The organism is Caulobacter segnis ATCC 21756, from assembly GCF_000092285.1.
GTDB classification, from domain to species: domain Bacteria; phylum Pseudomonadota; class Alphaproteobacteria; order Caulobacterales; family Caulobacteraceae; genus Caulobacter; species Caulobacter segnis.
On the sequence record NC_014100.1, the window covers coordinates 1,579,672 to 1,601,759 of the forward strand.

Annotated in this window: 20 protein-coding genes, 2 tRNA genes and 1 pseudogene; 13 read left to right on the forward strand and 10 right to left on the reverse strand. The window is 67.3% G+C overall.

From position 1 onward, the window contains the following. The first annotated feature begins 40 nt into the window (after positions 1–40). Positions 41–301: a hypothetical protein gene (locus CSEG_RS07380; RefSeq protein WP_013078628.1), complete on the forward strand. Its 261-nt coding sequence runs from the start codon at positions 41–43 to the stop codon at positions 299–301. Here the strand turns inward: CSEG_RS07380 and CSEG_RS07385 are convergent. Continuing rightward, on the reverse strand, positions 298–1,281 hold the full coding sequence (locus tag CSEG_RS07385; protein WP_013078629.1) for an alpha/beta fold hydrolase: 984 nt from the start codon (positions 1,279–1,281) through the stop codon (positions 298–300). The two genes, CSEG_RS07380 and CSEG_RS07385, sit on opposite strands and share 4 nt — an antisense overlap. A gap of 130 nt (positions 1,282–1,411) precedes the next feature. Between CSEG_RS07385 and CSEG_RS07390 the strand changes: the two genes are divergently transcribed. Then, positions 1,412–2,629 carry a multidrug effflux MFS transporter gene (locus CSEG_RS07390; RefSeq protein ID WP_013078630.1) on the forward strand — a complete coding sequence of 406 codons (1,218 nt, stop codon included), beginning with the start codon at positions 1,412–1,414 and terminating at the stop codon, positions 2,627–2,629. Here CSEG_RS07390 and CSEG_RS07395 read toward each other — a convergent pair. After that, positions 2,620–3,000, reverse strand: a complete 381-nt coding sequence (locus tag CSEG_RS07395) for a DUF423 domain-containing protein (RefSeq protein ID WP_013078631.1) — start codon at positions 2,998–3,000, stop codon at positions 2,620–2,622. The two genes, CSEG_RS07390 and CSEG_RS07395, sit on opposite strands and share 10 nt — an antisense overlap. 108 nt (positions 3,001–3,108) lie before the next feature. On the opposite strand from CSEG_RS07395, the gene CSEG_RS07400 reads away from it, so the two are divergent. Genes CSEG_RS07400 through CSEG_RS07410 form a run of 3 tightly spaced genes read left to right on the forward strand, consistent with a single transcriptional unit; the run spans position 3,109 to position 5,662 of the window. After that, entirely contained in the window at positions 3,109–4,224 is a 1,116-nt protein-coding gene (locus tag CSEG_RS07400) for a hypothetical protein (RefSeq protein ID WP_013078632.1), read from the forward strand. Further along, positions 4,221–5,246, forward strand: coding sequence for a phosphotransferase family protein (locus tag CSEG_RS07405; protein WP_013078633.1), 1,026 nt, complete (start codon positions 4,221–4,223; stop codon positions 5,244–5,246). Before CSEG_RS07400 ends, CSEG_RS07405 begins: the two co-directional genes overlap by 4 nt. Then, positions 5,243–5,662, forward strand: coding sequence for a hypothetical protein (locus tag CSEG_RS07410; protein WP_013078634.1), 420 nt, complete (start codon positions 5,243–5,245; stop codon positions 5,660–5,662). Before CSEG_RS07405 ends, CSEG_RS07410 begins: the two co-directional genes overlap by 4 nt. A 4-nt stretch (positions 5,663–5,666) precedes the next feature. Here CSEG_RS07410 and CSEG_RS07415 read toward each other — a convergent pair whose 3' ends face one another. Genes CSEG_RS07415 through rlmB form a run of 3 tightly spaced genes read right to left on the reverse strand, consistent with a single transcriptional unit; the run spans position 5,667 to position 7,650 of the window. Next, the gene (locus CSEG_RS07415) at positions 5,667–6,407 is read right to left on the reverse strand and encodes a TerC family protein (RefSeq protein WP_013078635.1); all 741 of its coding nucleotides are present in this window, start codon (positions 6,405–6,407) and stop codon (positions 5,667–5,669) included. A gap of 58 nt (positions 6,408–6,465) precedes the next feature. After that, positions 6,466–6,813 (reverse strand): hypothetical protein, encoded by a 348-nt coding sequence (locus CSEG_RS07420; RefSeq protein WP_013078636.1) that lies wholly within the window; start codon positions 6,811–6,813, stop codon positions 6,466–6,468. A gap of 6 nt (positions 6,814–6,819) precedes the next feature. Continuing rightward, positions 6,820–7,650 (reverse strand): 23S rRNA (guanosine(2251)-2'-O)-methyltransferase RlmB, encoded by an 831-nt coding sequence (gene rlmB, locus CSEG_RS07425; RefSeq protein WP_013078637.1) that lies wholly within the window; start codon positions 7,648–7,650, stop codon positions 6,820–6,822. A 173-nt stretch (positions 7,651–7,823) separates the two neighbouring features. Here rlmB and CSEG_RS07430 point away from each other — a divergent pair. The 3 genes from CSEG_RS07430 to tuf all read left to right on the forward strand — a co-directional run bounded on the left by CSEG_RS07430 (position 7,824) and on the right by tuf (position 9,304). Next, positions 7,824–7,909 (forward strand) — tRNA-Tyr (locus tag CSEG_RS07430). A gap of 77 nt (positions 7,910–7,986) precedes the next feature. Further along, positions 7,987–8,060, forward strand: a tRNA-Gly gene (locus tag CSEG_RS07435). A gap of 53 nt (positions 8,061–8,113) precedes the next feature. After that, a complete protein-coding gene (tuf, locus tag CSEG_RS07440) occupies positions 8,114–9,304 on the forward strand; it encodes an elongation factor Tu (RefSeq protein WP_013078638.1) in 1,191 nt (396 codons plus the stop codon). 141 nt (positions 9,305–9,445) lie between these two features. Here tuf and CSEG_RS07445 read toward each other — a convergent pair whose 3' ends face one another. The 4 genes from CSEG_RS07445 to CSEG_RS07460 all read right to left on the reverse strand — a co-directional run bounded on the left by CSEG_RS07445 (position 9,446) and on the right by CSEG_RS07460 (position 16,127). Continuing rightward, the gene (locus tag CSEG_RS07445) at positions 9,446–9,904 is read right to left on the reverse strand and encodes a hypothetical protein (RefSeq protein ID WP_157038976.1); all 459 of its coding nucleotides are present in this window, start codon (positions 9,902–9,904) and stop codon (positions 9,446–9,448) included. A 1,045-nt stretch (positions 9,905–10,949) separates the two neighbouring features. After that, on the reverse strand, positions 10,950–13,829 hold the full coding sequence (locus CSEG_RS07450) for a TonB-dependent receptor domain-containing protein (protein WP_013078639.1): 2,880 nt from the start codon (positions 13,827–13,829) through the stop codon (positions 10,950–10,952). A gap of 345 nt (positions 13,830–14,174) precedes the next feature. Next, on the reverse strand, positions 14,175–14,474 hold the full coding sequence (locus CSEG_RS07455) for a UBP-type zinc finger domain-containing protein (RefSeq protein WP_013078640.1): 300 nt from the start codon (positions 14,472–14,474) through the stop codon (positions 14,175–14,177). A 9-nt stretch (positions 14,475–14,483) separates the two neighbouring features. Further along, a complete protein-coding gene (locus CSEG_RS07460; RefSeq protein WP_013078641.1) occupies positions 14,484–16,127 on the reverse strand; it encodes an FAD-dependent oxidoreductase in 1,644 nt (547 codons plus the stop codon). A gap of 119 nt (positions 16,128–16,246) precedes the next feature. On the opposite strand from CSEG_RS07460, the gene fdhD reads away from it, so the two are divergent. The 3 genes from fdhD (at position 16,247) to CSEG_RS07475 (ending at position 20,301) form a co-directional block, all read left to right on the forward strand. Further along, complete coding sequence (gene fdhD, locus CSEG_RS07465) at positions 16,247–17,062, forward strand: formate dehydrogenase accessory sulfurtransferase FdhD (RefSeq protein ID WP_013078642.1); 816 nt, start codon at positions 16,247–16,249, stop codon at positions 17,060–17,062. Beyond that, positions 17,062–19,368, forward strand: coding sequence for an FdhF/YdeP family oxidoreductase (locus tag CSEG_RS07470; protein ID WP_013078643.1), 2,307 nt, complete (start codon positions 17,062–17,064; stop codon positions 19,366–19,368). The genes fdhD and CSEG_RS07470 overlap by 1 nt, the downstream gene beginning before the upstream one ends. An 81-nt stretch (positions 19,369–19,449) precedes the next feature. Beyond that, on the forward strand, positions 19,450–20,301 hold the full coding sequence (locus CSEG_RS07475; protein WP_013078644.1) for a GIN domain-containing protein: 852 nt from the start codon (positions 19,450–19,452) through the stop codon (positions 20,299–20,301). 93 nt (positions 20,302–20,394) lie between these two features. On the opposite strand, the gene CSEG_RS07480 is transcribed toward CSEG_RS07475, so the two are convergent. After that, the gene (locus tag CSEG_RS07480; protein WP_013078645.1) at positions 20,395–21,153 is read right to left on the reverse strand and encodes an outer membrane protein; all 759 of its coding nucleotides are present in this window, start codon (positions 21,151–21,153) and stop codon (positions 20,395–20,397) included. A gap of 401 nt (positions 21,154–21,554) precedes the next feature. Here CSEG_RS07480 and CSEG_RS21960 point away from each other — a divergent pair. Next, positions 21,555–21,753 (forward strand): annotated as a pseudogene (locus CSEG_RS21960) (hypothetical protein). 13 nt (positions 21,754–21,766) lie between these two features. Next, positions 21,767–22,075, forward strand: coding sequence for a 30S ribosomal protein S10 (gene rpsJ, locus CSEG_RS07485; protein WP_004616952.1), 309 nt, complete (start codon positions 21,767–21,769; stop codon positions 22,073–22,075). Positions 22,076–22,088 lie beyond the last annotated feature (13 nt).

Consider the following 22,088-nt stretch of genomic DNA (forward strand, 5'->3'; position numbering starts at 1 on the left):
ATGGGCTCGCGCGTTTCCGCGGCTCCTGTATTCTGCGCGCATGATTCAGCCGGCCCCTGAAGACTACACCGACGAAGAACTGCTCGAGATGCTCAACCCTCGGCAGTTGGCGGAGCTTGACCGCCAGATCGGTCAGATGTTCGGCGCCGAGGGCGTGGATCGGGTCGAAGCCTTGTTCGCGATGGCCAATGTTTATTCTATTCGCGCCGCCGAACGCGACGAGGTCACGGCGCTCGCCATGCTTCAGCTGGCGGCGGCCATGCGCCGCCGGGCCGAGGCGCTGCTGAACGCCACCAACTAATCCCCCAGCGGGAACTTTCGGTTCAGCCAGTCGAGCAGGGCCGCGTTGACCTCGGCGGGCTTCTCTTGCTGCGTCCAGTGCCCGCTGCCACGGATCAGCACCTTCTCGAGGTCGCTGATCTGATCGCCCATGCGATCGGCCATCGAGGGCGGCAGCACGACGTCGTTCTCGGCCATCAGCATCAGGCAGGGAACACCGTCGATCCGGTTCGGCAGGCCTTCGGCCTTGCGCCAGTTGCGGCTGAAGTTGCGGTACCAGTTGATGCCGCCGGTGAAGCCGGTGCGCTGGAAAGCCTCCACGAACACCGCCAACTCCTCGGGCGACAGGAACTGGTGCTGGTCGGTGGCTGGGTCGTAGTGGGCCAGGGCGTCCTGGAGCGCCAGACTGCGCTGCTCGGCGGGGCGGGAGGTGAAGTCCTCCTGCGTGCCCTTGGGCAGCCGCATGAAGAAGCGGATGGTCTTCTCGGCGTCCGCGCCGAGCTGCGCGTCGGCGACGCCCGGCTTCTGGAAGTGGACGATGTACATGTCGTCGCCATAGGCGTTGCGGAACATCTCGATCGGGTCGAGCGGCAGGCGCGGCACGAAGGGGGTGTTCAGCCCGACCACGCCGGCGACGCGGCCCGGATGCAGCAGCGGCATGGCCCAGACGACGATGCCGCCCCAGTCGTGGCCGACGAAGATCGCCTTGTCGGCGCCCAGGTGGTCCAGCAGCCCGACCAGGTCGCCGGTCAGATGGTCCATGTCATAGGCTTCGACGGCGTCGGGGCCTGGCGTCAGGCCATAGCCGCGTTGGTCGGGCGCGATCACCCAGCGGCCGGCGGCGGCCAGGGCGGCGACCTGGTGGCGCCAAGAGAAGGCCAACTCTGGAAAGCCGTGGCAGAAGACGATCGGAACGCCGCCGCGGGGACCAGCCTCATAATAGGCCAGGCGTATGCCGTTGACGTCGGCGAACTGGGGCGCGGGCAGGGGCGGGGCCGTCATGAGCAAGCGTCTCCCTAGGCTTCTTATATGATTGATGTTCACCTTGGAGCGCCGACAGGAAGCGCGCAAGCAGGACGCTGAATTCGCCGTGGAGTATTTCCTGTTAGGCGAACGCGCGTAAAAAGCGCCGATGACCGATCCCGCTTCGCCACCCGCCGTCGTTCCTTGGCGTCTTGTCCTGCTCCTCGGCGCGCTGACAGCCTTCGCGCCGATGTCGATCGACATGTATCTGTCGAGCCTGCCGGCGATCGGCCGGACATTGCATGCGGGACCCGAACAGACTCAGGCCACGCTGGCCGCCTTCTTCGCGGGCATGGCGATCGGCCAGGTCATCTACGGGCCGGCGTCGGACCGCTTTGGCCGTCGCCTCCCGTTGCTCATCGGCGTCGCTGTCTTCCTCGCGGCCTCGGCGGCCTGCGCTCTGGCGCCCAATATCGAGACCCTGATCGTCGCGCGCTTCGTCCAGGCCTTGGGCGGCTGCGCGGGCGCGGTGGTCGCCCGGGCGGTGGTCCGGGATCGGTTCAGCCAGACCGACACCGCGCGGGTGCTGTCGTTGATGATGCTGATCATGGGCTTGGCGCCCGTGCTGGCGCCGCAACTGGGCGGCGTGGTGCAACTGATCGCCGGCTGGCGGGGCGTGTTCTGGACCCTCGTGGTCTTCGCCGTGATCATCGGGGTGTGGATCCTGTTTGGCTTGCCGGAGTCACGGTCCGCCGAAACCGCCGCCCAGGCCCGTTCCGAAAACCCGCTCCGCGCCTATGTCGCGCTGTTCGGCATGCGGCGGCTGATGGGCTACGCCCTGGCCGGAGCGCTGAACGGGGCGGTGCTGTTCACATACATCTCGACCGCGCCGGATCTGGTGATGGGGACCTATGGCCACACGCCGATGGCCTTCAACCTGATCTTCGCCGTCAACGCCGTGGGGATCATCGGCGCCAGCCAGATCAATCGCTGGCTGCTGCGGCGCTCGACGCCCGACCAGGTGCTGCGCAAGGCCAGCATCGCCTCGATCGTCGCGGCCCTGCTGTTGACGCTGGCGGCCTGGACCGGTTGGGGCGGTCAGTGGACGGTGCTGCCGCTGCTGTTCGCCGCCCTGTCGGTCTATGGCCTGATGGGCGGCAACACCATGGCGGGCGCGCTCAGCGTGGATCCCCGCCGCGCCGGATCGATCTCGGCCCTGATGGGGTCGGCGTCGTTCGGGTCCGGCGCCCTGGCGTCCTGGGTCGGGGGGCTTCTGCACGACGGCACGGCTCGTCCGGTGGCGGCGGTGATGTTCGCCTGCCTGGTCGGCTCGTCGCTGGCGATCTTCTTCCTGGCCCTGCCAGGCGGGAAGAAGGTTCAGGCCTGATCGCGCAGGGTGAAGGCGCGCCAGGCCAGCAGCGCCCAACCGATCATGAACGACAGCCCGCCGATCGGCGTGATCGCGCCCAGAATGCGCGGTGCGCCCAACGCCATGGCGTAGAGCGAGCCGGCGAAGATCAGGGTTCCGAACAGGAAGAGTCCCGCGACCAGACCCATGCCGCGCGCGCCGGCCCGATGCAGGCCGAAGGCGGCGAACACCGCCAGGGCGTGCGCCATCTGATACTGCGAGCCAGTGTGCAACCACGCCACCGGCTTGGGATCGGTCACTCCATGCGCCGCGAAGGCGCCGAACGCCACCGCCAGCAGGCCGCTCACCGCCGCCAGACCCGTCCAGGTCCTGGGTGTCCACCCGTTCATCGCCTTGACGCTCCGGAAACGTTGCAATCGCGCGGCGCGACCTTAACGTCGTTCATCTGGACGTAAAGCCGGTCCGTCAGAGGCCGGCCACGAACAGGGGAGGACGGCATGGCGCTCACCTGGGGCGACGATTATCCGATCCATCAGACCCCCGAGCCGGTGGCCTACGCCGGCACGGATCGGAATTTCTACGATCGCTACTTCTTCAACGGCTACGCGCCCGCCCAAGAACAAGGAGGGGGCGACGACCTGTTCTTCGCCGCGGCCTTCGGCGTCTATCCGCATCTCAACATCGCCGACGCCGCCTTCTGCGTGATGAAGGGCGGCAAGCAGGTGAACCTGCACGCCAGCCGCTGGCTGGAGATGGAGCGGATGGACCTGACGGTGGGGCCGGTCGCCATCACCGTGATCGAGCCGCTCAAGCGCCTGAAGCTGACGGTGACCGCGCCCGAGCAGGGCATCGCCGCCGAGATCGTCTTCGAGGGCCGCGCCTTTCCGATCGAGGAGCCCCGCTTCATCCGCCGCAATGGCCCGCGCGCCTTCATGGACTACACCCGCCTGACCCAGAACGGCCGCTATTCGGGCTGGATCGAGGTCGATGGCGTCCGCTCCAGCGTCGACGGCTTCGTCGGCACGCGGGACCGTTCCTGGGGCGTTCGCCCGGTCGGCGCGCGCGATCCGCAGGAGCTGGCGCCGCCGGTCCTTCCGCAGTTCTTCTGGCTGTGGGCGCCGTGCAATTTCGAGGACGGGGGGCTCTTCTTCCACACCAATGACGATGAGCTCGGTAGGGCCTGGAACCGCCGCGCGCTGTGGCTGGCCGACGGCGAGCGCGAGCGCGAATTCGGCGGATTCGCCGAGGCCTCCTACGCCATTCAGTGGAAGAGCGGCACGCGTCACGCCCGCGCCGCCACGCTGGACTTCGGCGCCGACGGGACAATGACGGTGGAGCCCAAGCGCGAGTTCTTCATGCTGGGCCTGGGCTACACGCACCCGACCTGGGGTCACGGCTTCAATCAGGGCAAGCTCAAGGTCGAGCGCGAGGACTTCGTCGCCGCCGACCTCGACCGCGCCGTTCCCCAGCACCTGCATGTCCAGGCCCTTAGCGACGTGACCTATGTCGACGGCGCCGGGCGGTCGCGGAAGGGGCGGGGGGTCTTCGAGCAGCTGGCGATCGGCCCGCACGCGCCGTCCGGCTTCGCCTCGATCCTGGACATGGCCCCATGAACCTCGCCGAACGCCTGGAGGCGTATCTCTCGCGGGTCTGGAACGAGCCCGTCGCTGTCATCGACCTCTCGCGCATCACCGGCGGGGCCAGCCGGGAGACCTACCGGTTCAGCGCGCGCACGGCCAAGGGCGAGCGGCCGCTGATCCTGCGCCGAGATCCGCCCGGCAGCCTGATCGAGACCGACCGGGGCCTGGAATATCTGGCGTTCGAGAGCTTCCACGACCGGCTGCCCGTCCCGCGTCCGGTGGCGATGGAGCCCGAGGGCGCGGAGCTTGAGCGGCCGTTCTTCATCATGGAGCGGGTCGAGGGCGGGGCCGCGGCCTCGCCGTTCACCGTCATCCCCTATGGCGAACACGCCCGGACGATCGGGGAGCAGTTCTTCTCGATCCTCGGGACGATCGCCGCCGCCGATCCCGCCGGCTTGCCGCTCGCCAAGGCCGCCGAGGCGCCCGCGCCGGAGACCTGTTGGAAGATCGCGCTGGATCACTGGGCAGGGGTGATCGCGGCCGACCAGCAGCATCCGCAGCCGATCGTCTGGGCCGCGATCAGGGCCCTGCGCCGCCGTCCGCCGCCGCCGGCCCAGGCCATCCGCGTGGTGCATGGCGACTACCGCACCGGCAACTTCCTGCACGACGGGGCGGGGAAGATCATCGCGATCCTCGACTGGGAGATGGTCCACCTGGGCGACCCGCTGGAGGACCTGGGCTGGGCGCTCGATCCGCTGTGGGGCCACTTCGAGGCCGACAAGGTCTCGGGGATGCTGCCGCGCGACGAGGCCCTGGCGATCTGGAAGACGACGAGCGGGCTGGAGGTCGACGAGACGGCCCTGGCCTGGTGGAGCCTGTTCAACGCCGTGAAGGGCCAGGCGATCTGGACCTCGGCGGCCAAGGAATACCGCGACGGCGGCTTCAAGGATCCGGTGCTGGCGATCTCGGGTTGGTACACCGCCCGCCGTCACGACGAAATCCTGGCGGCGGCCTTGCTGCGGTGGGAGAGCCAGGCCTTGGAGACATTGGCATGACGCCCAGCCTACCCGACATCCTGGTCGGCAACTTCCTGTGCATGATCGATCCGCCGCCGCCCGAACAGCAGGGCGAGTTCATGGCCGGCAAGGTGGCGGTGGTGGCGCTGCTGTCGCTTCTGGCCGCCCAGGAGGCCGAGCGCGGGATCGCCGCGCGCGTCGCCGAGAACGCGGCGATCCAGGCGGTGTTGAGCGAAGCGTCGGGCGACTACGCGCTCGAAGCGGTCGCCGGGACCGAAGATCTGTCGCTGACGGCGCTGGACGCGGCGAACGCGCGGCTGCGCCAGGCCTTGATCCGCCTGCACGAGGCGGTGGAGGAGAGCGGCGACGCCGCCCGGCATCATGCGATCCTGCGGCTGTACGCCAGGATGGCCGAGCTGCGGCGACTGGACATGCCGCCGCTGCCGGGGCGCTGAACCGCTATTTGTGTCGGTTGTGCTGGGCCACGTCCTCGGGGCTGATGTCGAGGGGCGCGGGAACGGCGGCGTTGTAGGCGCCGGTCTGGTGGAGGTCCATCACCACGCTGCGGTGGCCCTCCCAGATCATGTGGACCGCGACGTAGAGCACGATGGCCAGGCCGACGAAGCCGATCCAGCGGTGCTTGTGCAGCAGGTTGGCGATGGCGCTGGCCGCCAGGCCCATCAGGGCGATCGACAGCAGCAGGCCGAAGACGAGGATGGCCGGATGCTCGCGGGCCGCGCCGGCGACGGCCAGCACGTTGTCCAGCGACATCGAGACGTCGGCGATCAGGACCTGGATAAAGGCGGCCTTGAACGACTTGGGCGGGCGAGCGCGGGGCTCGGTGTTGGGATCGGAATCGACCATGGCCACGGCGTCGGCCTGATCGTGCGAGGCCTGCTCGCGCAGCTCGCGCCACATCTTCCAGCACACCCACAGCAGCAGGAAGCCGCCGGCTAGCAAGAGGCCGATGACGCCCAGCAGCCAGGTGGTGATCAGGGCGAAGCTGATCCGCAGCACCACGGCCGCGCCCAGGCCATACAGAATGACCTTCTTGCGCTCCTTGGGCGGCAGGCCGCCCGCCGCCAGGCCGACGGCCACGGCGTTGTCGCCCGCCAGGACGAGGTCGATCATCAGGACTTGCAGGAAGGCCGTCAGCGGTCCCTGAAAGCCATCCAAGTGGGCCATCAACGTGTCGAACATGCGCCCTCAATGGGATGACGCGCCGAGGGATGCAAGACGCAAAACGGCCGCGCCGGACCTAAACGCGCTTCGATCCCGATCGGCGGCGCCGTGCAAACCATCGCACGACCGCGACGAGCGCGATCAGGGCGGGCGCGAGCAGAATCAGGCCGAGCTCGCGAGGCGGCGCGGCCCTGGGCGGCGGCGCTTCCGGCGCGGCGAGATTGGTCTTCGGCGGCGCGGCCATGGGCTCGCGACTTCCGCTCGCCTTGTGCGGGGCGACCGGCGGGGGAGGCGGGGTCACCGCCTGGGTCGCGACGGGGCGCGCCGCCGCCAGCCGCGCCTGGGTATCGGCCGTGGACGCCTGGGCGCCGCCGCCGGAAGTTCCGACAGCAAGCGCCGCCAGGAGGGCGAGACGCTTGCGCATCCGCGCCTAGGCCGTCGCCTTGCCGCGCGGCTTGGACGCTTCATAGAGCGCGATCGCCGCGGCGGCCGAGACGTTCAGGCTCTCGAAGCCGCCGGGCATCGGGATCTTGCCCAGCACGTCGCAATGCTCGGCCACCAGCCGCCGCACGCCTTCGCCCTCCGAGCCGAGGACGAGCACGGTGGGGGCGCCGTCCAGCACCTCGTCCAGGGTCTGCTCGGCCTCGCCGGCCAGCGCCACGGCGCGCCAGCCCAGATCGGCCAGCTCCTCCAGAGCCCGCGAGAGATTGACCACGCGCGCGTAGGGCACCTTGTCCACGGCGCCGACTGCGGTCTTGGCCAGCACGCCGGAGAGAACGGGGGCGTGGCGGTCCTGCAGGATGACGCCCTTGGCGCCGAACGCCGCGGCCGAGCGGAAGATCGCGCCGATGTTCTGCGGGTCGGTGATCTGGTCCAGCATCACCAGGAAGCCGTCGTTCGAGGCGGCCAGTTCGGCGATCGACAGCGACTCGGGCTCGTCGATCTTCAAAGCCAGGCCCTGGTGCACCGCGCCCTGCGGCAGATGCTTGGCGATCTCCTGGCCTTCCATCACCTGCAGGCAGGAAAGTTTCTGGAGGGCGGGGGCGAGTCGCTTGGCCCGATCCGGGGTCGCCAGAAGCCGCTTCGGAGCGGGCCGATGAGGGTTGGAAAGCGCCGCCTCGACGGCGTGAGTCCCCCAAATCCAGTCCTTGGCGTCGCCTTGGCCCTTGGAAAAATCGTTTGGTTTCCGGGGCTTGGAACGAAAATCGCGTCCTTGTGCAGAAGGGCGTTTCCGGTCGTTGCGTTCGGAATGAGAGGACACTATAAGACGCGCTCCGATTTGGGGCCCCGAGGGCTTCTCGGCCAGCCGGCGCTGCTCTTAGCATCGTCCGTCACCGGTCCAAGAAGCTTTTGTTTCGCATCGGCGTTTGACGGCTTGCCGTCGCTCGTCGAAGCGGATAAAGGCCGCCGGCTTCGGAACTCCATCGCGTGCTTGGGGGAATGTCCCGAGTGGCAAAGGGGGGGGACTGTAAATCCCCTGGCGTAAGCCTTCGTAGGTTCGAGTCCTACTTCCCCCACCATGCGCGCGGTGAGTTTCGAAGACAGGCGTGGGCGCTCCAGAGCCAGAGACCGGGAGCCGACGCGACCCCGCAGCTTGGCGGGTATAGCACAATGGTAGTGCAGCAGCCTTCCAAGCTGAGGATGCGGGTTCGATTCCCGCTACCCGCTCCAGCTCCCCGAGAGTTATTCCCAACAACCCAGCCGCCGGCGCGAAGGTAGAGACGATGGCCAAGGAAAAGTTCGAACGTACTAAGCCGCACTGCAACATCGGCACCATCGGTCACGTTGACCATGGCAAGACCACGCTGACGGCCGCGATCACGATCACGCTGGCGAAGTCGGGCGGCGCGACCGCCAAGAACTACGCCGACATCGACGCCGCGCCGGAAGAAAAGGCCCGCGGCATCACGATCAACACCGCCCACGTCGAGTACGAGACGGCCAACCGTCACTACGCTCACGTCGACTGCCCCGGCCACGCCGACTACGTGAAGAACATGATCACCGGCGCCGCCCAGATGGACGGCGCGATCCTGGTCGTGTCGGCCGCCGACGGCCCGATGCCGCAGACCCGCGAGCACATCCTGCTGGCCCGTCAGGTCGGCGTGCCCGCCCTGGTCGTGTTCATGAACAAGGTCGACATGGTCGACGACGAAGAGCTGCTCGAGCTCGTCGAAATGGAAGTTCGTGAGCTGCTGTCGTCCTACCAGTTCCCGGGCGACGATATCCCGATCACCAAGGGTTCGGCCCTGGCCGCGGTCGAAGGCCGTGACGCCAAGATCGGCGAAGACGCCATCCTGGCCCTGATGGCCTCGGTCGACGAGTACATCCCGCAGCCGGAACGTCCGGTCGACCTGCCCTTCCTGATGCCGGTCGAAGACGTGTTCTCGATCTCGGGCCGCGGCACCGTGGTGACCGGTCGCGTCGAGCGCGGCATCGTGAAGGTCGGTGAAGAAGTCGAAATCGTCGGCATCCGTCCGGTCCAAAAGACCACCTGCACGGGCGTCGAAATGTTCCGCAAGCTGCTGGACCAAGGTCAAGCCGGCGACAACGTGGGCGTGCTGCTGCGCGGCACCAAGCGTGAAGACGTCGAGCGCGGCCAAGTGCTCTGCAAGCCGGGTTCGATCACCCCGCACACGAAGTTCGTGGCCGAAGCCTACATCCTGACCAAGGAAGAAGGCGGCCGTCACACCCCGTTCTTCACCAACTACCGTCCGCAGTTCTACTTCCGCACGACGGACGTGACGGGCATCATCAAGCTGCGCGAAGGCGTGGAAATGATCATGCCGGGCGACAACGCCGAGCTGGACGTCGAGCTGATCACCCCGATCGCCATGGAAGAGAAGCTGCGCTTCGCCATCCGTGAAGGCGGCCGCACCGTCGGCGCCGGCGTCGTCGCCAAGATCGTCGAGTAATCGAACGGTCTCAGCGACAGCTGAACTGATCTAAGCGAAGGCCCCGGAGAGCGATCTGCGGGGCCTTTTGCTATGCGGGCGGAGGGGGCGGATCGAAGGTCCGAGATGGGTGGATTGCGGACATTTGCGACCAGACCGTCCCTATTGGCCCGCACCCGTGACGTGGACCAACAAACGTTCCCGGATCACGTCTGACCCCTCGACCATTGCCGACACGATCGTTGTGTCGCACGTTCCGTTTGGGCCCAGGAATAGCAATGCTTGTCGAGGGAAAGGCTTAGCAGTTTCAATCAGTTCGATTTTCTGAAACTTCGAAAGCTTTAAGCGCTTCGGGTATGGGAAAAGAAAAGTGGCGCTCTCGCCGCGAAGATAGATCGCAATGCCGCCGTTGATCGCTACCGCGCCGAGCACGATCAAGAGGTAGGCCAGGCAAAGGCTCGCCAACGGGAACCAGATCCAAAATAGGCGGGGTGTGCTGCCGCCGCGTAGATCCATGAGGCCGCTGAAGACCACCAGGGCGGCTGCGAGAAGCGGCGGCAATGCCGCCGTCCACCTCAATGAAGCAACACGAAGGGTACCTCGCGAGCGCGAAATCGACATGGAGCAATCCTCGACTCTAGCTCGTAGGTTTGGACGGAATCTATTGAAGCTTCCAGCGCTTCAAAATCCGCAATGGGTCGTAAGCCGACCTAAAGGTCGGTGTGAGCCTTACATCTCTTGGAGGCTGCAGCGTGCCGGACTGACCAGGTCAGTCAAGGACCGGCTCCGCCGGCCGCTTCGCGGCGACGCGTAGCGTCGTCCTTGAGTGACCTGGACAGCCCGGCGATCGTCTCGCCGTGAGATGTAAGGATGGCTCCTTCTCACGGGAGAGGGGCTTCGACCTAAATTGCCCAAAACACGTGTCATCCCGGCCGCGGCGCGTAGCGCGGAGAGCCGGGACCCGGGGGCGGCACGCGGGGCGCTTCGTCGCTCCCGGGGTCCCGGATAGCCTCTGCGAGGCTTCCGGGATGACACGAGAATGGGCGGGAGAGGTGGGAGTAGGGCGCCAATCCTCGTCCGGGCGCGAGCGTCCAGCGGGCCCCGCCCCAACAAGCTCAACCGCTTACGTCCGCCAACCACGAGCCCATCCAAAATCGACGCATCACCCCCAAAACCTCGCCCATACTTGTCCTCGCCCCGTCGCGGGGGAGGGCGTTCAGCTGGCGACCGAACGAGCGGCGGGGGTGATCGAGCGGGAAGCGCTGGTCTTGGCCTTCGGGCCGCCTTCGCGACGGATCCGGACGGGCTCCCTGAAACATCGGGACGAAAGCCGGGCGGCGAGGGAGACAGGCGCGGCAGGCGCGGGCTGAAATCGTCCGCGCGGTCCGGAGGGAACGCAACTTCCTCCGCCCGCCCGGGGCCTCTTTCGGAAGCGGGTTAAAACCCCGCGCGTCGAGGGCTCCGGAGCACAGGTCACGCGGAGCGCTCCGGCCTCGGCCGAAACGGTACTCCATCAAACACTGATCCGGGCCCCGCCCGGACGCTCCGCCGCCTCCCCAAGCCCGCCGCCGGCGGAAGGGCGCCGCCCCGTGTCCAAATCTCAAAAGAAAAAGGCGGGCCCCGCGAGGAGCCCGCCCGTCAAGTTGGGTTGGATGTTTCGAAGGTCCTAGAACTTGGCCTTCACCGCCACGAAGAAGCGACGGCCCAGCACGTCGTAGGTCGACGGGTCGGTGTTGGCCTGGACGTAGGACGAGAAGTAGGGCGGCTGCTTGTTGGTCAGGTTGGTGACGCCGCCGCGGATCGCGTAGGTGTCGTTGACCTTCCACGACGCGTTCAGGTCGTAGTAGTTCACCGCGCCGATCTTCTCGCTGGCGTCGGCCGCGTCGACCATGTCGCCGATGTAGCGCCAGCGCGCGCCGACCTCGACCGGGCCGATCAGGTAGCTGATCGAGGTGTTGTACTTCCACTCGGGGTGGGAGACGGCGGTCGAGCTGATCTGGGTGTTGCCGATCGTGCCCTTCAGCTCGGTGAAGCCCTCGCCCGGCAGGCTCTGGACCTTGAAGCTGTCGAGGTACGTGCCGATCACATTGACCTTGATCGCGCCGTAGCGGTCGTCGAGACTCACGGCGCCGAGGCCAAAGCCCCAGTCCACCTGGAAGTCGACGCCCGAGGTCTTGTACTCGGCCAGGTTCAGGTTGGTCAGGGTCAGGGTGTCGATCTCACCCGTCGCGCTGTTCCGCTTGAACAGGCCGCAATAGTAGTTGCTGGTCGAGCCGGTCGGGTTGCCCTCGGCCGAATAGCACTTGTCCAGCGCCGTTGCGGCGTCGATCGTGCCGATCGCGTTCTTGATGTCGATCGAATAGTAGTCGACCGACAGCGACAGACGCTCCAGCAGCGGATGGGCGATGCGCGGGGTCCACACGGCGCCGACGCTGTAGGTGTCGGCGGTCTCCTCGCGCAGGTCCGGGTTGCCGCCGCTCAGGGCGTTCACCTGGCTGTTGGTGTAGGTGTAGCTGTCGATGATCGCCGACGGAACGCCCTGGGCCAGGCAGAGGGTGCGGACGGTCGAGGCGTTCGAGCCGGCGCGATAGGTGCTGTTGTAGGCGCAGGGGTCTTCGCTGATCGACGGATAGCCCTGGTTCTGCGGCGAGTAGAGTTCGCCGATCGACGGCGCCCGCACCGCGCGCTGATAGCCGCCGCGAAGACGGAAGCCCTCGACCACTTCCCAGTCGCCATTCAGCTTGTAGGCGTCGACCTTGCCCACGGTGTTGTAGTCCGACAGGCGATAGCCGGCGGTCAGGTCCAGGGCCTTGATGAACGGCAGGTCCTTCAGGACCGGGACCAGCAGCTCGCCGTACAGTTCCTTGACGTTTGTCGCGGCGTCGATCGCGTCCTGGGCGTTGAAGCCGACGACGTCGCCGGTCGACAGCAGGCTGTCGGGCTCGAACAGATAGGTGTCGCGCTTGTAGCTGGCGCCGATGGCGGCGCGGACCTCGCCCGCCGGCAGGTTGAAGAGACCGCCCTGCAGGTTGGCTTCGACCACTTGCTGCTCGGCGACGGTGCGGTTCTTGGTCTGGCGGGTGATGTACGAGCGGCAGGCCGACGACAGGGCGTTCAGGCCGAACGGATCGTAGCCGCCCTCGCAGATGCTGGCGCCGCCGTCGGAGGCGTTGAGCAGGGTCTGGACCGCGGAGTGGCTGACATTGCCCGACTGGGTCTCGTTCTGCTCGGACCGGCCGTACGAGGCGAAGACGTCGTACGTCCAATCCTTGAAGCCGATGTCGCCCCGCACGCCGCCGGCGATCTGGAACACGTTGAAGGTGGTGTCGGACTGGCGCGGCCCGACGTCGGTGAAGCGCTTGCGCAGCAGGAAGCTCGCGTCCGGATTGGCGCGGCTGGCGAGCAGGGTGGCCAGATCATCCGGGATGAAAGGGTTGGTGACCGGCACGCTGAAGCCGGTCGAGCCGGCGGCGGGCGCCGGCGCCAGGATCGTCGTGGAATCGTAGTGGGTGAAGTTGAACGAGCCGTAGAACTGGGCGTGCTCGTTGATCTGATAGTCGGTCGCCGCATAGGCGGTGTAGCGCTTCAGCGGTAGTTGCAGCAGGTTCAGCGGGCCGGTGTTGTAGGTGCCGTTGACCGGGATCGTCGAATAGTCGATCGCCGTCGAGCCCTTGTAGTTCTGGCCGTTGTAGAACAGCGTGCCGTCGTCGTTGAAGCCGAGGTTGGCGCTGGCCTTCACCGTGCCGGCGGCGACGCCGTACTGGGCGAAGACGGCGTCCACGGCGGCTTGGGTCGGCAGGTTGGTGCCGGTGGCGTCGTAGCGACCATAGGGCGTGGTCGAGGACGCGCCCGACACCGCCGAGAAGTCGCGCGAGGCGTTATAAACCGCGCCGCGTTCCGAATAGCTCAGCGAGAAGACGGCGTGGCCGCGGTCCTCGGCGTACTTGCCGCCGGCGGTCAGGGCCAGGGACTTCTCGCGGCCGTCGCCCTCCTCGGTGACGCCGTACTGGGCGTCCAGCTGCAGGCCGGTGAAGTTGTTGTTGAGCTTGAAGTTGACCACGCCGGCCAGGGCGTCCGAGCCGTAGGTCGCCGAGGCGCCGCCCGAGATCACCTCGATGTTCTGGATCAGCGCGGCCGGGATGACGTTGACGTCGACGGTGCCGTCCGAGTTCGACGGCACGACGCGGTGGCCGTCCAGCAGGATCATCGTGCGCGCGGTGCCCAGGCCCCGCAGGTCGATGTTGGCTTGGCCGCCGTTCGACGGGTTGTTCGACGTGCTGCTCACCGACGGCACGAATTGCGGCATCTGGTTCAGGATGGTGTCGACGGTGACCGAGCCCACCTTCTCGATATCCGCCTTGCCCACCGTGACGATCGGGCTTTCGGAGGTGTAGTCGCGGCGCGCGATGCGCGAACCCGTCACGACGATTTCCTCGACCGCCGTGGCGCTGGCCGCCGTATCGGTCTGGGCGTGGGCGATCACCGGGGTGGCGTTCAATAGAAGCACGAGGGCGGATGCGCCCCCAAGATACTGGATCTTGAGCATAGGACTGTCCCCTAACGCGCCGCCCTTGGAGAAAGACGGCCAAAAATCAGCGAAAAGGTGTTCGCGATGCGCAGAGGGCTAGGAGGCGTCTGTGTCCCGATTGTGGGGGTTTATTAGCCGCCAGCTGACGCTCCATTTGGCGGCGGCGACGGCTTGATAGCTAAGGCAATAAATCGCCGTCTCGGCGACGCCGCCGATATGAATTGATATTCGGCGTCCCGGAAGGGGGGAAACTTTTCAGGAAGATTGCAATTATCGCGGCGAGATTTGTGCTTTTGAGGTCACGGGCGTCATCCAAATGTCATCGCGCGGCGCCGCGCCGCGCGAGACCGGCGAGGGCTAGCCCTAGACGAACCTCGGAATGGGGCCGAGCTGGGGCGTCTGCTCCGGCAGCTCGACGAACTCCTCGTCGACGTAGCACCAGCCCCAGCCCTCCGGCGGATCATAGCCCTCGATGATCGGGTGGCGGGTCGCGCGGAAATGGGCCGAGGCGTGCTTGCTGGGGCTGTCGTCGCAGCAGCCGACGTGGCCGCAGGTCCGGCACAGGCGCAGGTGCACCCACCAGCCGCCGGTCTTCAGGCACTCTTCGCACCCCTTGGCGCTGGGGGTGACAAGACGGATCGCGTCGCCATGGGTACAGGTCATCAGCCGCTCCTAGGCGTTGGCGAGATAGGCGTGGATGGCGGCGACGGCCTGGGCGCCTTCGCCGACGGCGGCGGCGACGCGCTTGACGGAGCCCGCCCGCACGTCGCCGATCGCGAACACGCCCTTGCGGCTGGTCTGCAGCAGCGGGTGGCCCGGTGCGAGATCGGCGCCGGTGCGCACGAAGCCGTGGTTGTCCAACTCCACCTGGCACTGCGAGAGCCAGCTGGTGTTCGGCGCGGCGCCGATGAACAGGAAGAGGTGGGTGACGGGGCGGGTCGTCTCGATGTCGCCCGGACCGCGCCAGCGCACGGCCGACAACTGCCCGCCTTCGCCCTCCAGCGCGACCACTTCGCTGCGGACGAGAACCTCGATGTTGGGCGTGCTCTCGATGCGGTCGATCAGGTAGCGGGACATCGTCGCCGCCAAGCTCTCGCCGCGCACGATCATCCAGACCTTCTTGACCTGGCTGGCGAGATAGACGGCCGCCTGGCCGGCCGAGTTGCCCGCGCCGACGAGGGCGACCTCGTGGCCGGCGCAGAGCTTGGCTTCCAGGGGAGAGGCCCAATAGTGGACGCTGGAGCCTTCGAACTGGTCGAGATTGTCGACGTCGAGGCGGCGGTAGCGCGCGCCGCTGGCGATCACGACCGTCTTGGCCTGGGCGCTTTCGCCGCTGACCAGGGCCAGGCGATAGCGGTGCAGGCCGTCATCCTCGCAGGCCAGCGAGGCGACCTCGTCGGGGATGGCCAGCTCGGCGCCGAACTTCTGCGCCTGGCCGTGGGCGCGGCCCATCAGGGCCATGCCCGAGATCCCCGTCGGGAAGCCGAGATAGTTCTCGATCCGCGCCGAGGCGCCGGCCTGGCCGCCGAAGGCGCGGGTGTCCAGCACCAGAACCGACAGGCCCTCGGACGCGGCGTAGACGGCGGTGGCCAGGCCCGCGGGCCCGGCGCCGACCACGGCCACGTCGTAGACCCTGGCTTCGTCGATCGGTCCGACCAAGCCGATGCAGCGGCCCAGCTTATGGTTGGTTGGCTGGCGTAGGATCTGGCCGTTGGGGCACAGCACGATCGGCAGCTCGCTCTCGTCGACCTCGAAGCGTTGGATCAGCACCTTGGCGCAGTCCATCTGGTCCGGATCGAGGTGCTGATAGGGATGACCATTGCGCGCCAGGAAGCCGGCGAGGCGGATGACCTCGGCGTCGCCGGCGCGGCCGATGATGATGGGGCCGCCGGCCCCGGTCTCGATCAGGCTGACCCGGCGCAGGATGAGGGCCCGCATGATCCGCTCGCCGAGCTCGGCCTCGGCCACCAGCACGGCGCGCAGGCGGTCGGGGGGAATCAGCAGCGCCTCGACCTCGGTCAGGGCGGTGACGTCGACCAGCGAAGGCCGGCCTGAGAGCTGAGCGATCTCGCCGATGAACTGGCCCGCGTCATGCTCGACGATCGGCTGGCTTTCGCGGTTGGCGTCGCGGCGGCTGATCGCCACGCGGCCCGCCAGCACCACGAACAGGCCGGGCGAAGCGACGCCGGCGGTGGCCAGGGCCTCTCCAGGCTGGGCCCGGACGAACTGGCCGAAGCGGCGCAGGCGGTCGATCTCATCCGGCTCCAGCCGGGGAAACATTTGGGCGCGACGGGTTTCGAAGGTGGTGCCGGTCATGGCTCTAGATTGCGCCAGGAATGACGTTTGGTCATCGGCGGATCCATGACGGTTTTGAACAATCGCGCCATTACGTCATCGGCTATACCGTGCGGCGCCCGCAGAGTAGGCTTCCCGGCATGTCGCGTTCCTCCGTCGCTCCTCGTTCCGCCGTCCAGTGGCGCGCCGATCAGGCCGCGCGACCCTTCGAGCGGATCACGCCGCGCGAGACCGCGGTGGGCCTGTCCTTCGATGGCCGCCCGCACACGGTGCTGATGGCGACCCCGGAGGCTCTGGAGGAACTGGCTCTTGGTTTCGTCGTGACCGAGGGCGTCGCCAAGGCGAGCGACGTCACCGCCATCACCCTGAAGGAAGAAGCTCAGGGCGTCCTGGTCGACGTGGCTTTCGCGCCTGGCGCCCTGGCCCGTAAGGCGCGGCCGCGCAATCTCGAGGGCCGGTCAAGCTGCGGGCTGTGCGGCGTCCAGCGCTTGGCCGACGCTGTGCGGCCGCTGCCGCGGGTGGGGGAGGGCGCGCGTATCCGGCACGAGGCGATCCCCGTGGCGCTCGCGGCGCTGGAGGCGCAGCAGGCGCTTGGCCTGCTGACCCGCGCCACCCACGCGGCCGCCTTCTTCACGCCGAAGGGCGAGCTGGTTCAGGTGCGCGAAGACGTCGGCCGTCACAACGCGCTCGACAAGCTGGCCGGCGCCCTGGCGCGCGATGGTGTCGATGCGGCGACGGGTTTCGTGGTCGTCACCAGCCGTTGCTCGTTCGAGATGGTCGAGAAGGCCGCGCGAATGGGTTGCCCGATCCTCGTCGCGGTCTCGGCGCCGACGGACCTTGCCATCGCCAAGGCCGAAGAGGCGGGAATTACGCTCGTCGCCCTAGCTCGCGCCGACGGCCACGCGGTGTTCGCCGGCGGCGAGCGCCTGATCGAAACCCAGCCGGAGCCGGCCTGATGGCGAACGAAAAGACCCCGGGCGTTCGCCCCTATCGCCATCCGGCCGGTGGCTGGGACGCGTTGAAGGCCGTGGCCGGCGCTCTGGTCGACCAGGAAACGGTGATCGAGGGTGGCAAGACCCTGATGCGCGCCAACCAGCCCGAGGGCTTTGACTGCCCCGGCTGCGCGTGGCCGGATCCCAAGCACACCTCGTCGTTCGAGTTCTGCGAGAACGGCGCCAAGGCCGTGGCCTGGGAGGCGACCAGCAAGCGCGCGACGCCCGAGGTCTTCGCCCGGCATACGGTCAGCGAGCTGCTGACCTGGAGCGATCACGCGATCGAGGACCTGGGCCGGCTGACCGAGCCGATGGCCTATGACTCGGCCGACGACCGTTACAAGGCCATCACCTGGGACGAAGCCTTCGCGCGAAGCGGCGCGGCGCTGAAGGCGCTGGACGATCCGAACCAGGCGCAGTTCTACGCTTCGGGTCGGGCCTCCAACGAGGCGGCCTTTCTCTATCAGCTGCTGGGTCGGCGCTTCGGCACCAACAATTTCCCCGACTGCTCGAACATGTGCCACGAGCCGACCAGCGTCGGCCTCCCGGACTCGATCGGCCTGGGCAAGGGCTCGGTGACGCTCGAGGATTTCGACAACGCCGACCTGATCCTGTGCTTCGGGCACAATCCCGGGACCAATCACCCGCGGATGATGGCGACCCTGCGCGAGGCCAGCCGGCGCGGCGCGACGATCCTGGCCTTCAATCCGCTGCGCGAGCGGGCGCTGGAGAAGTTCGCCTCGCCGCAGGATCCGGTCGAGATGGCGACGCTGTCCTCGACCCCGATCGCCTCGGCCTACTACCAGCTGACCATCGGCGGCGACGCGCTGCTGGTGCAGGGGATGATGAAGGCGGTCCTGGCCCTGGAGGCCCGCGACGGCGACGTGCTGGATCGCGCGTTCATCGCCGAGCACACCACCGGTTTCGAGGCCCTGGTCGCCCACCTCGAAGCGCTGGACTGGCCGACCATCGAGGCTGGCTGCGGCCTGCCACGCGCTCGGATCGAGGAGGCGGCGGCGACCTACGCTCGGGCCAAGTCGACGATCCTCTGCTACGGCATGGGCCTGACCCAGCATCGCGACAGCTCCCAAACGGTGCAGCAGCTGGTCAACCTGCTGCTGCTGAAGGGCAATATGGGCCGGCCGGGCGCGGGGATCTGTCCGCTGCGGGGCCACTCAAACGTCCAGGGCAACCGTACGGTCGGCATCTGGGAAAAGCCTTCGGAAGCGCTGTCCAACTCGATCCGTGACGTCTTCGGCTTCGAACCGCCTCGCGCCCACGGCCACACGGTGATCGAGACGATCGCCGCGATGGAGCAGGGCGAGGCCAAGGTTTTCGTCGGCCTGGGGGGAAACTTCGCCGTCGCCGCCCCGGACCCGGTGCGCACCTTCGCCGCCATGCGCAAGCTGGATATGGCGGTGCATGTCGCCACCAAGCCTAACCGCACCCACCTTCTGGTGGGCAAAGCGGCGCTGCTGCTGCCGTGCCTGGGGCGGACCGAGCTGGACGTGCGGGCCGGCGTGCGCCAGTCGGTGACGGTCGAGGACTCCATGTCCATGGTCCACGCCTCGCGCGGTCTCAATCCGCCGGCGTCGGAGCATCTGCTGTCAGAGCCCGCGATCGTCGCGGGGATCGCGACGGCGACCTTCGGCGAGGATCCGCTGATCGATTGGAGCGGCCTTTCCAACGACTATGACGCCATCCGCGATCTGATCGCCCGCGTGTTCCCGGCCGCTTTCGAAGGCTACAATGAGAAGGTCCGTGTTCCGGGCGGCTTCCGCCTGCCGGTCGGGCCGTCGGATCGCGTGTGGAAGACCGCGACCGGCAAGGCCAACTTCCTGGTCTTCGATCCCAAGGGCGGCGATCCGCGGCGAGGCGATCCGGACGTGCTGATCCTGACGACCTTGCGCAGCCACGACCAGTACAACACGACCATCTACGGGAATAACGACCGCTATCGCGGGGTGTTCGGCCGGCGCGACGTTGTCTTCGCCAATCCCGAGGACATGGCGCGCATGGGGCTCTCCGAGGGCGACCTGATCGATGTCGGTGCGGCCTTCGACGAGAGCGGCGATCGCGTGGCGCGGGCGTTCACCGTTGTGGCGCGCGACATCCCTCCGGGCTGCCTGGCGGCCTACTATCCCGAGACCAATGTCGTGATCGCGCTCGACGACCATGACCAACGCTCCGGCACGCCGGCCTACAAGTCCGCGCCGGTGCGGCTTCGGAAACATCAGGCCGACTGGCTTTCCATGACTTCCAGGTCATGACCGCGAATTAAGTCGTGGTCCGAACGAAGCGTCGTTAGTTTGGCCCCATCGAGATACACGCATCCGATGGGGAGCAAACCGATGCGCGCTATGACCACCCTGGCCATGCTGGCCGCCACCGTTTCCGCCGCCGCGGCCTTTGGGGGCGTCGCCCAGGCCGCGCCGGAGGTGAAGATCAAGGACGCCGTCGCCCGTGTCGTGATCATTCCGGAGAACCGGTCCGACATTAAGGTCGAGTTCCTGACCACCAACGCCAGTCTGCCGCTGACCTTGAAGACCGACGGGGACGACGTGATCATCGACGGCGATCTGCGGATGAACCGGATCAACGGCTGCAACAACTACAACGGCAAGGCGTCTGTCCGGGTGCGGAACTTGGGCGAGGTGGCCTACGACAACATCCCTCAAATCGCCATCCGTACGCCGCTGAACGTGAAGGTGGGGGCCGCCGGCGCCGTGTTCGGCGACATCGGTCGCTCCGACAGCGTCGAACTGGGCAACGCCGGTTGCGGCAACTGGACGGTCGCCAACACCAAGGGAAAGCTGGAGGTCAGCCAGGCCGGCTCGGGCGACACCCGGACGGGTTCGGCGGGATCGGCTGAAATCAGCATCGCCGGTTCGGGCAGCGTCAGCACCCAAGCGATCGCCGGCGACCTGGAGGCCAATATCGCGGGTTCGGGCGATGTCCGGGCGGCGAGCATTTCGGGCAAGCTCGAGGGCAACATCGCCGGCTCCGGCGACATCACCGTCGCGGGCGGTCGTAGTCGCGCCATCGAAGTCAGCGTGATGGGCTCGGGCGACGTGACGTTCAATGGCGAGGCCGACGCGGTCGAGGTCAGCGTGATGGGCTCGGGCGACGTCAAGATCGCCAAGGTCAACGGCCCGGTGAAGAAGCACGTGGCCGGCTCGGGCGACGTGATCATCGGCCAGTAGGCCGCGCCACACACACATATATATAGAGTGAAGGCCCCGGGATCGCTCCCGGGGCCTTCTTCATGTCCGGACCCTTGGTCCAGCGTTCCGGGTTTAGCGGACGCCGAAGCCGAACAGGTCGCCGGCCGAGATCAGGTCGGCGCCGGCGCGGTCGCGATCCTTCAGGCTGCCGCCGAAGGTGTAGCGCAGGCCCACCTTGATGGCGTCGGCGTTCAGGTCGGCCAGATCGTCCGACTCGCTGTGGGTGTACTTGGCGAAGGTCGACCAACCCGAGTTGGTGAACTTGTACTCACCGCCGAGGTTCACGTCCCACAGGTCAGCATTGACGTTGGTGTCGATGCGCGACCAGGCCGCGCCGGCGTCCAGGCGGAAGTTGTCCGTCACGAAGTAACGGGCGTCGCCGCGCACGGTGTAGAGGTCGGCGTCCAGGTCGTTCGACTGACCGTAGGCCGCGACGCCCGACAGGGTGACGTTCGACAGGTACTTGTGGGCTTCGCCACCGACGGCCCAGACGGTGTCATTGGCCGGGCGGGAGAGGGCGGTGAAGCCGCCGACGCGCCAGCTGTCGCCGATCTTGGTGGTCAGGTGGGCGGCGCCCGAGGCGATGGTGTCGTCCGACAGGTCGTTGTCCGAGATCGAGACGTCGCCGTTGGCGGTCACGGTCCAGGCGCCTTGCAGCGGGATCGCGACCGAGCCGTCGATCACGGCCGACGAGCCGTGGCCGCCGCCGAGCTTGGTGTTGATGTCGGTATAGTTCACGGCCGCGCCGACCGAACCCACGTTCTGGGCGAAGGCCGGGGCCGAGACGGCGGCGGCGATCAGGGCGGCGGTGGCGAAGAGCTTGGTACGCATTGGGTCTATCCCCTTAGTGACTGTGGCTCCTCCGGCTGGCGGGGCGGTCGTTGTTGGGGGAGGGGCCGCCCAGTCCGCCGGGGAGGGGCGGCATCTATGGAGGTTTGGGTGGTCGCTCAAGACCAGCAGCGACGCTTGAGAGGCGAATAATGCATTTTTGTGACACTTGCGGAGGCGAGAATTCCGACTACGTGCTCGCGGGCGCACGTTCATTCCTCGCTTTGACCTGAATGTGTTAAAAGTCGACCGACGTTATGTTTGCTGGGGTCTTGCGCGAGGCGCCTCGGGCGCCTATCCAGGTCCCGCCCGACGACTCGAGTCCTTGCGGACGAGACGAACCGGACAGAGCGCTTGACGAAACCGATTCTGGAACGTACAAGCGCGCCTCTGTTGGACCGGCTGTGAGCTCTAGGGCTCAAACGCGGTTCGCGAGACGCCCGGACATAGCGCCGCAACCTCTCTCGGGAGGGGCGCAATATCTGGTCATCACCCCCGACAGGCGACTGTTGGGGATTTTGTTTTGCGGACGCTGCGTACGGGACCCTTCCGGGTTCCGAGTTGGTCTTTGAAATGGTTCGAGACGCGGGCGCAGCCCACTAGGAAACCGAGCGATATGGATCGTCAGAACATCCGCATCCGGCTCAAGGCCTTCGATCACCGCGTGTTGGATCATTCCACGCGCGAGATCGTCAATACGGCCAAGCGCACGGGCGCGACGGTGCGGGGCCCCATCCCCCTGCCCACGCTTATCGAGAAATTCACCGTCAACCGCTCGCCGCACGTCGACAAGAAGTCGCGCGAGCAGTTCGAGATCCGTACGCACAAGCGCGTCCTCGACATCGTTGACCCGACTCCGCAGACCGTGGACGCGCTGATGAAGCTCGACCTGTCGGCCGGCGTTGACGTCGAAATCAAGCTGTAAGGAGGGCCCGCTT

Coding starts and splice junctions, on each gene's coding strand:
- CSEG_RS07380 (WP_013078628.1), top strand. CDS start 41: ATGATTCAGCCGGCCCCTGAAGACTACACCGACGAAGAACTGCTCGAG.
- CSEG_RS07385 (WP_013078629.1), bottom strand. CDS start 1,281: ATGACGGCCCCGCCCCTGCCCGCGCCCCAGTTCGCCGACGTCAACGGC.
- CSEG_RS07390 (WP_013078630.1), top strand. CDS start 1,412: ATGACCGATCCCGCTTCGCCACCCGCCGTCGTTCCTTGGCGTCTTGTC.
- CSEG_RS07395 (WP_013078631.1), bottom strand. CDS start 3,000: ATGAACGGGTGGACACCCAGGACCTGGACGGGTCTGGCGGCGGTGAGC.
- CSEG_RS07400 (WP_013078632.1), top strand. CDS start 3,109: ATGGCGCTCACCTGGGGCGACGATTATCCGATCCATCAGACCCCCGAG.
- CSEG_RS07405 (WP_013078633.1), top strand. CDS start 4,221: ATGAACCTCGCCGAACGCCTGGAGGCGTATCTCTCGCGGGTCTGGAAC.
- CSEG_RS07410 (WP_013078634.1), top strand. CDS start 5,243: ATGACGCCCAGCCTACCCGACATCCTGGTCGGCAACTTCCTGTGCATG.
- CSEG_RS07415 (WP_013078635.1), bottom strand. CDS start 6,407: ATGTTCGACACGTTGATGGCCCACTTGGATGGCTTTCAGGGACCGCTG.
- CSEG_RS07420 (WP_013078636.1), bottom strand. CDS start 6,813: ATGCGCAAGCGTCTCGCCCTCCTGGCGGCGCTTGCTGTCGGAACTTCC.
- tuf (WP_013078638.1), top strand. CDS start 8,114: ATGGCCAAGGAAAAGTTCGAACGTACTAAGCCGCACTGCAACATCGGC.
- CSEG_RS07445 (WP_157038976.1), bottom strand. CDS start 9,904: ATGTCGATTTCGCGCTCGCGAGGTACCCTTCGTGTTGCTTCATTGAGG.
- CSEG_RS07450 (WP_013078639.1), bottom strand. CDS start 13,829: ATGCTCAAGATCCAGTATCTTGGGGGCGCATCCGCCCTCGTGCTTCTA.
- CSEG_RS07455 (WP_013078640.1), bottom strand. CDS start 14,474: ATGACCTGTACCCATGGCGACGCGATCCGTCTTGTCACCCCCAGCGCC.
- CSEG_RS07460 (WP_013078641.1), bottom strand. CDS start 16,127: ATGACCGGCACCACCTTCGAAACCCGTCGCGCCCAAATGTTTCCCCGG.
- fdhD (WP_013078642.1), top strand. CDS start 16,247: ATGTCGCGTTCCTCCGTCGCTCCTCGTTCCGCCGTCCAGTGGCGCGCC.
- CSEG_RS07470 (WP_013078643.1), top strand. CDS start 17,062: ATGGCGAACGAAAAGACCCCGGGCGTTCGCCCCTATCGCCATCCGGCC.
- CSEG_RS07475 (WP_013078644.1), top strand. CDS start 19,450: ATGCGCGCTATGACCACCCTGGCCATGCTGGCCGCCACCGTTTCCGCC.
- CSEG_RS07480 (WP_013078645.1), bottom strand. CDS start 21,153: ATGCGTACCAAGCTCTTCGCCACCGCCGCCCTGATCGCCGCCGCCGTC.
- rpsJ (WP_004616952.1), top strand. CDS start 21,767: ATGGATCGTCAGAACATCCGCATCCGGCTCAAGGCCTTCGATCACCGC.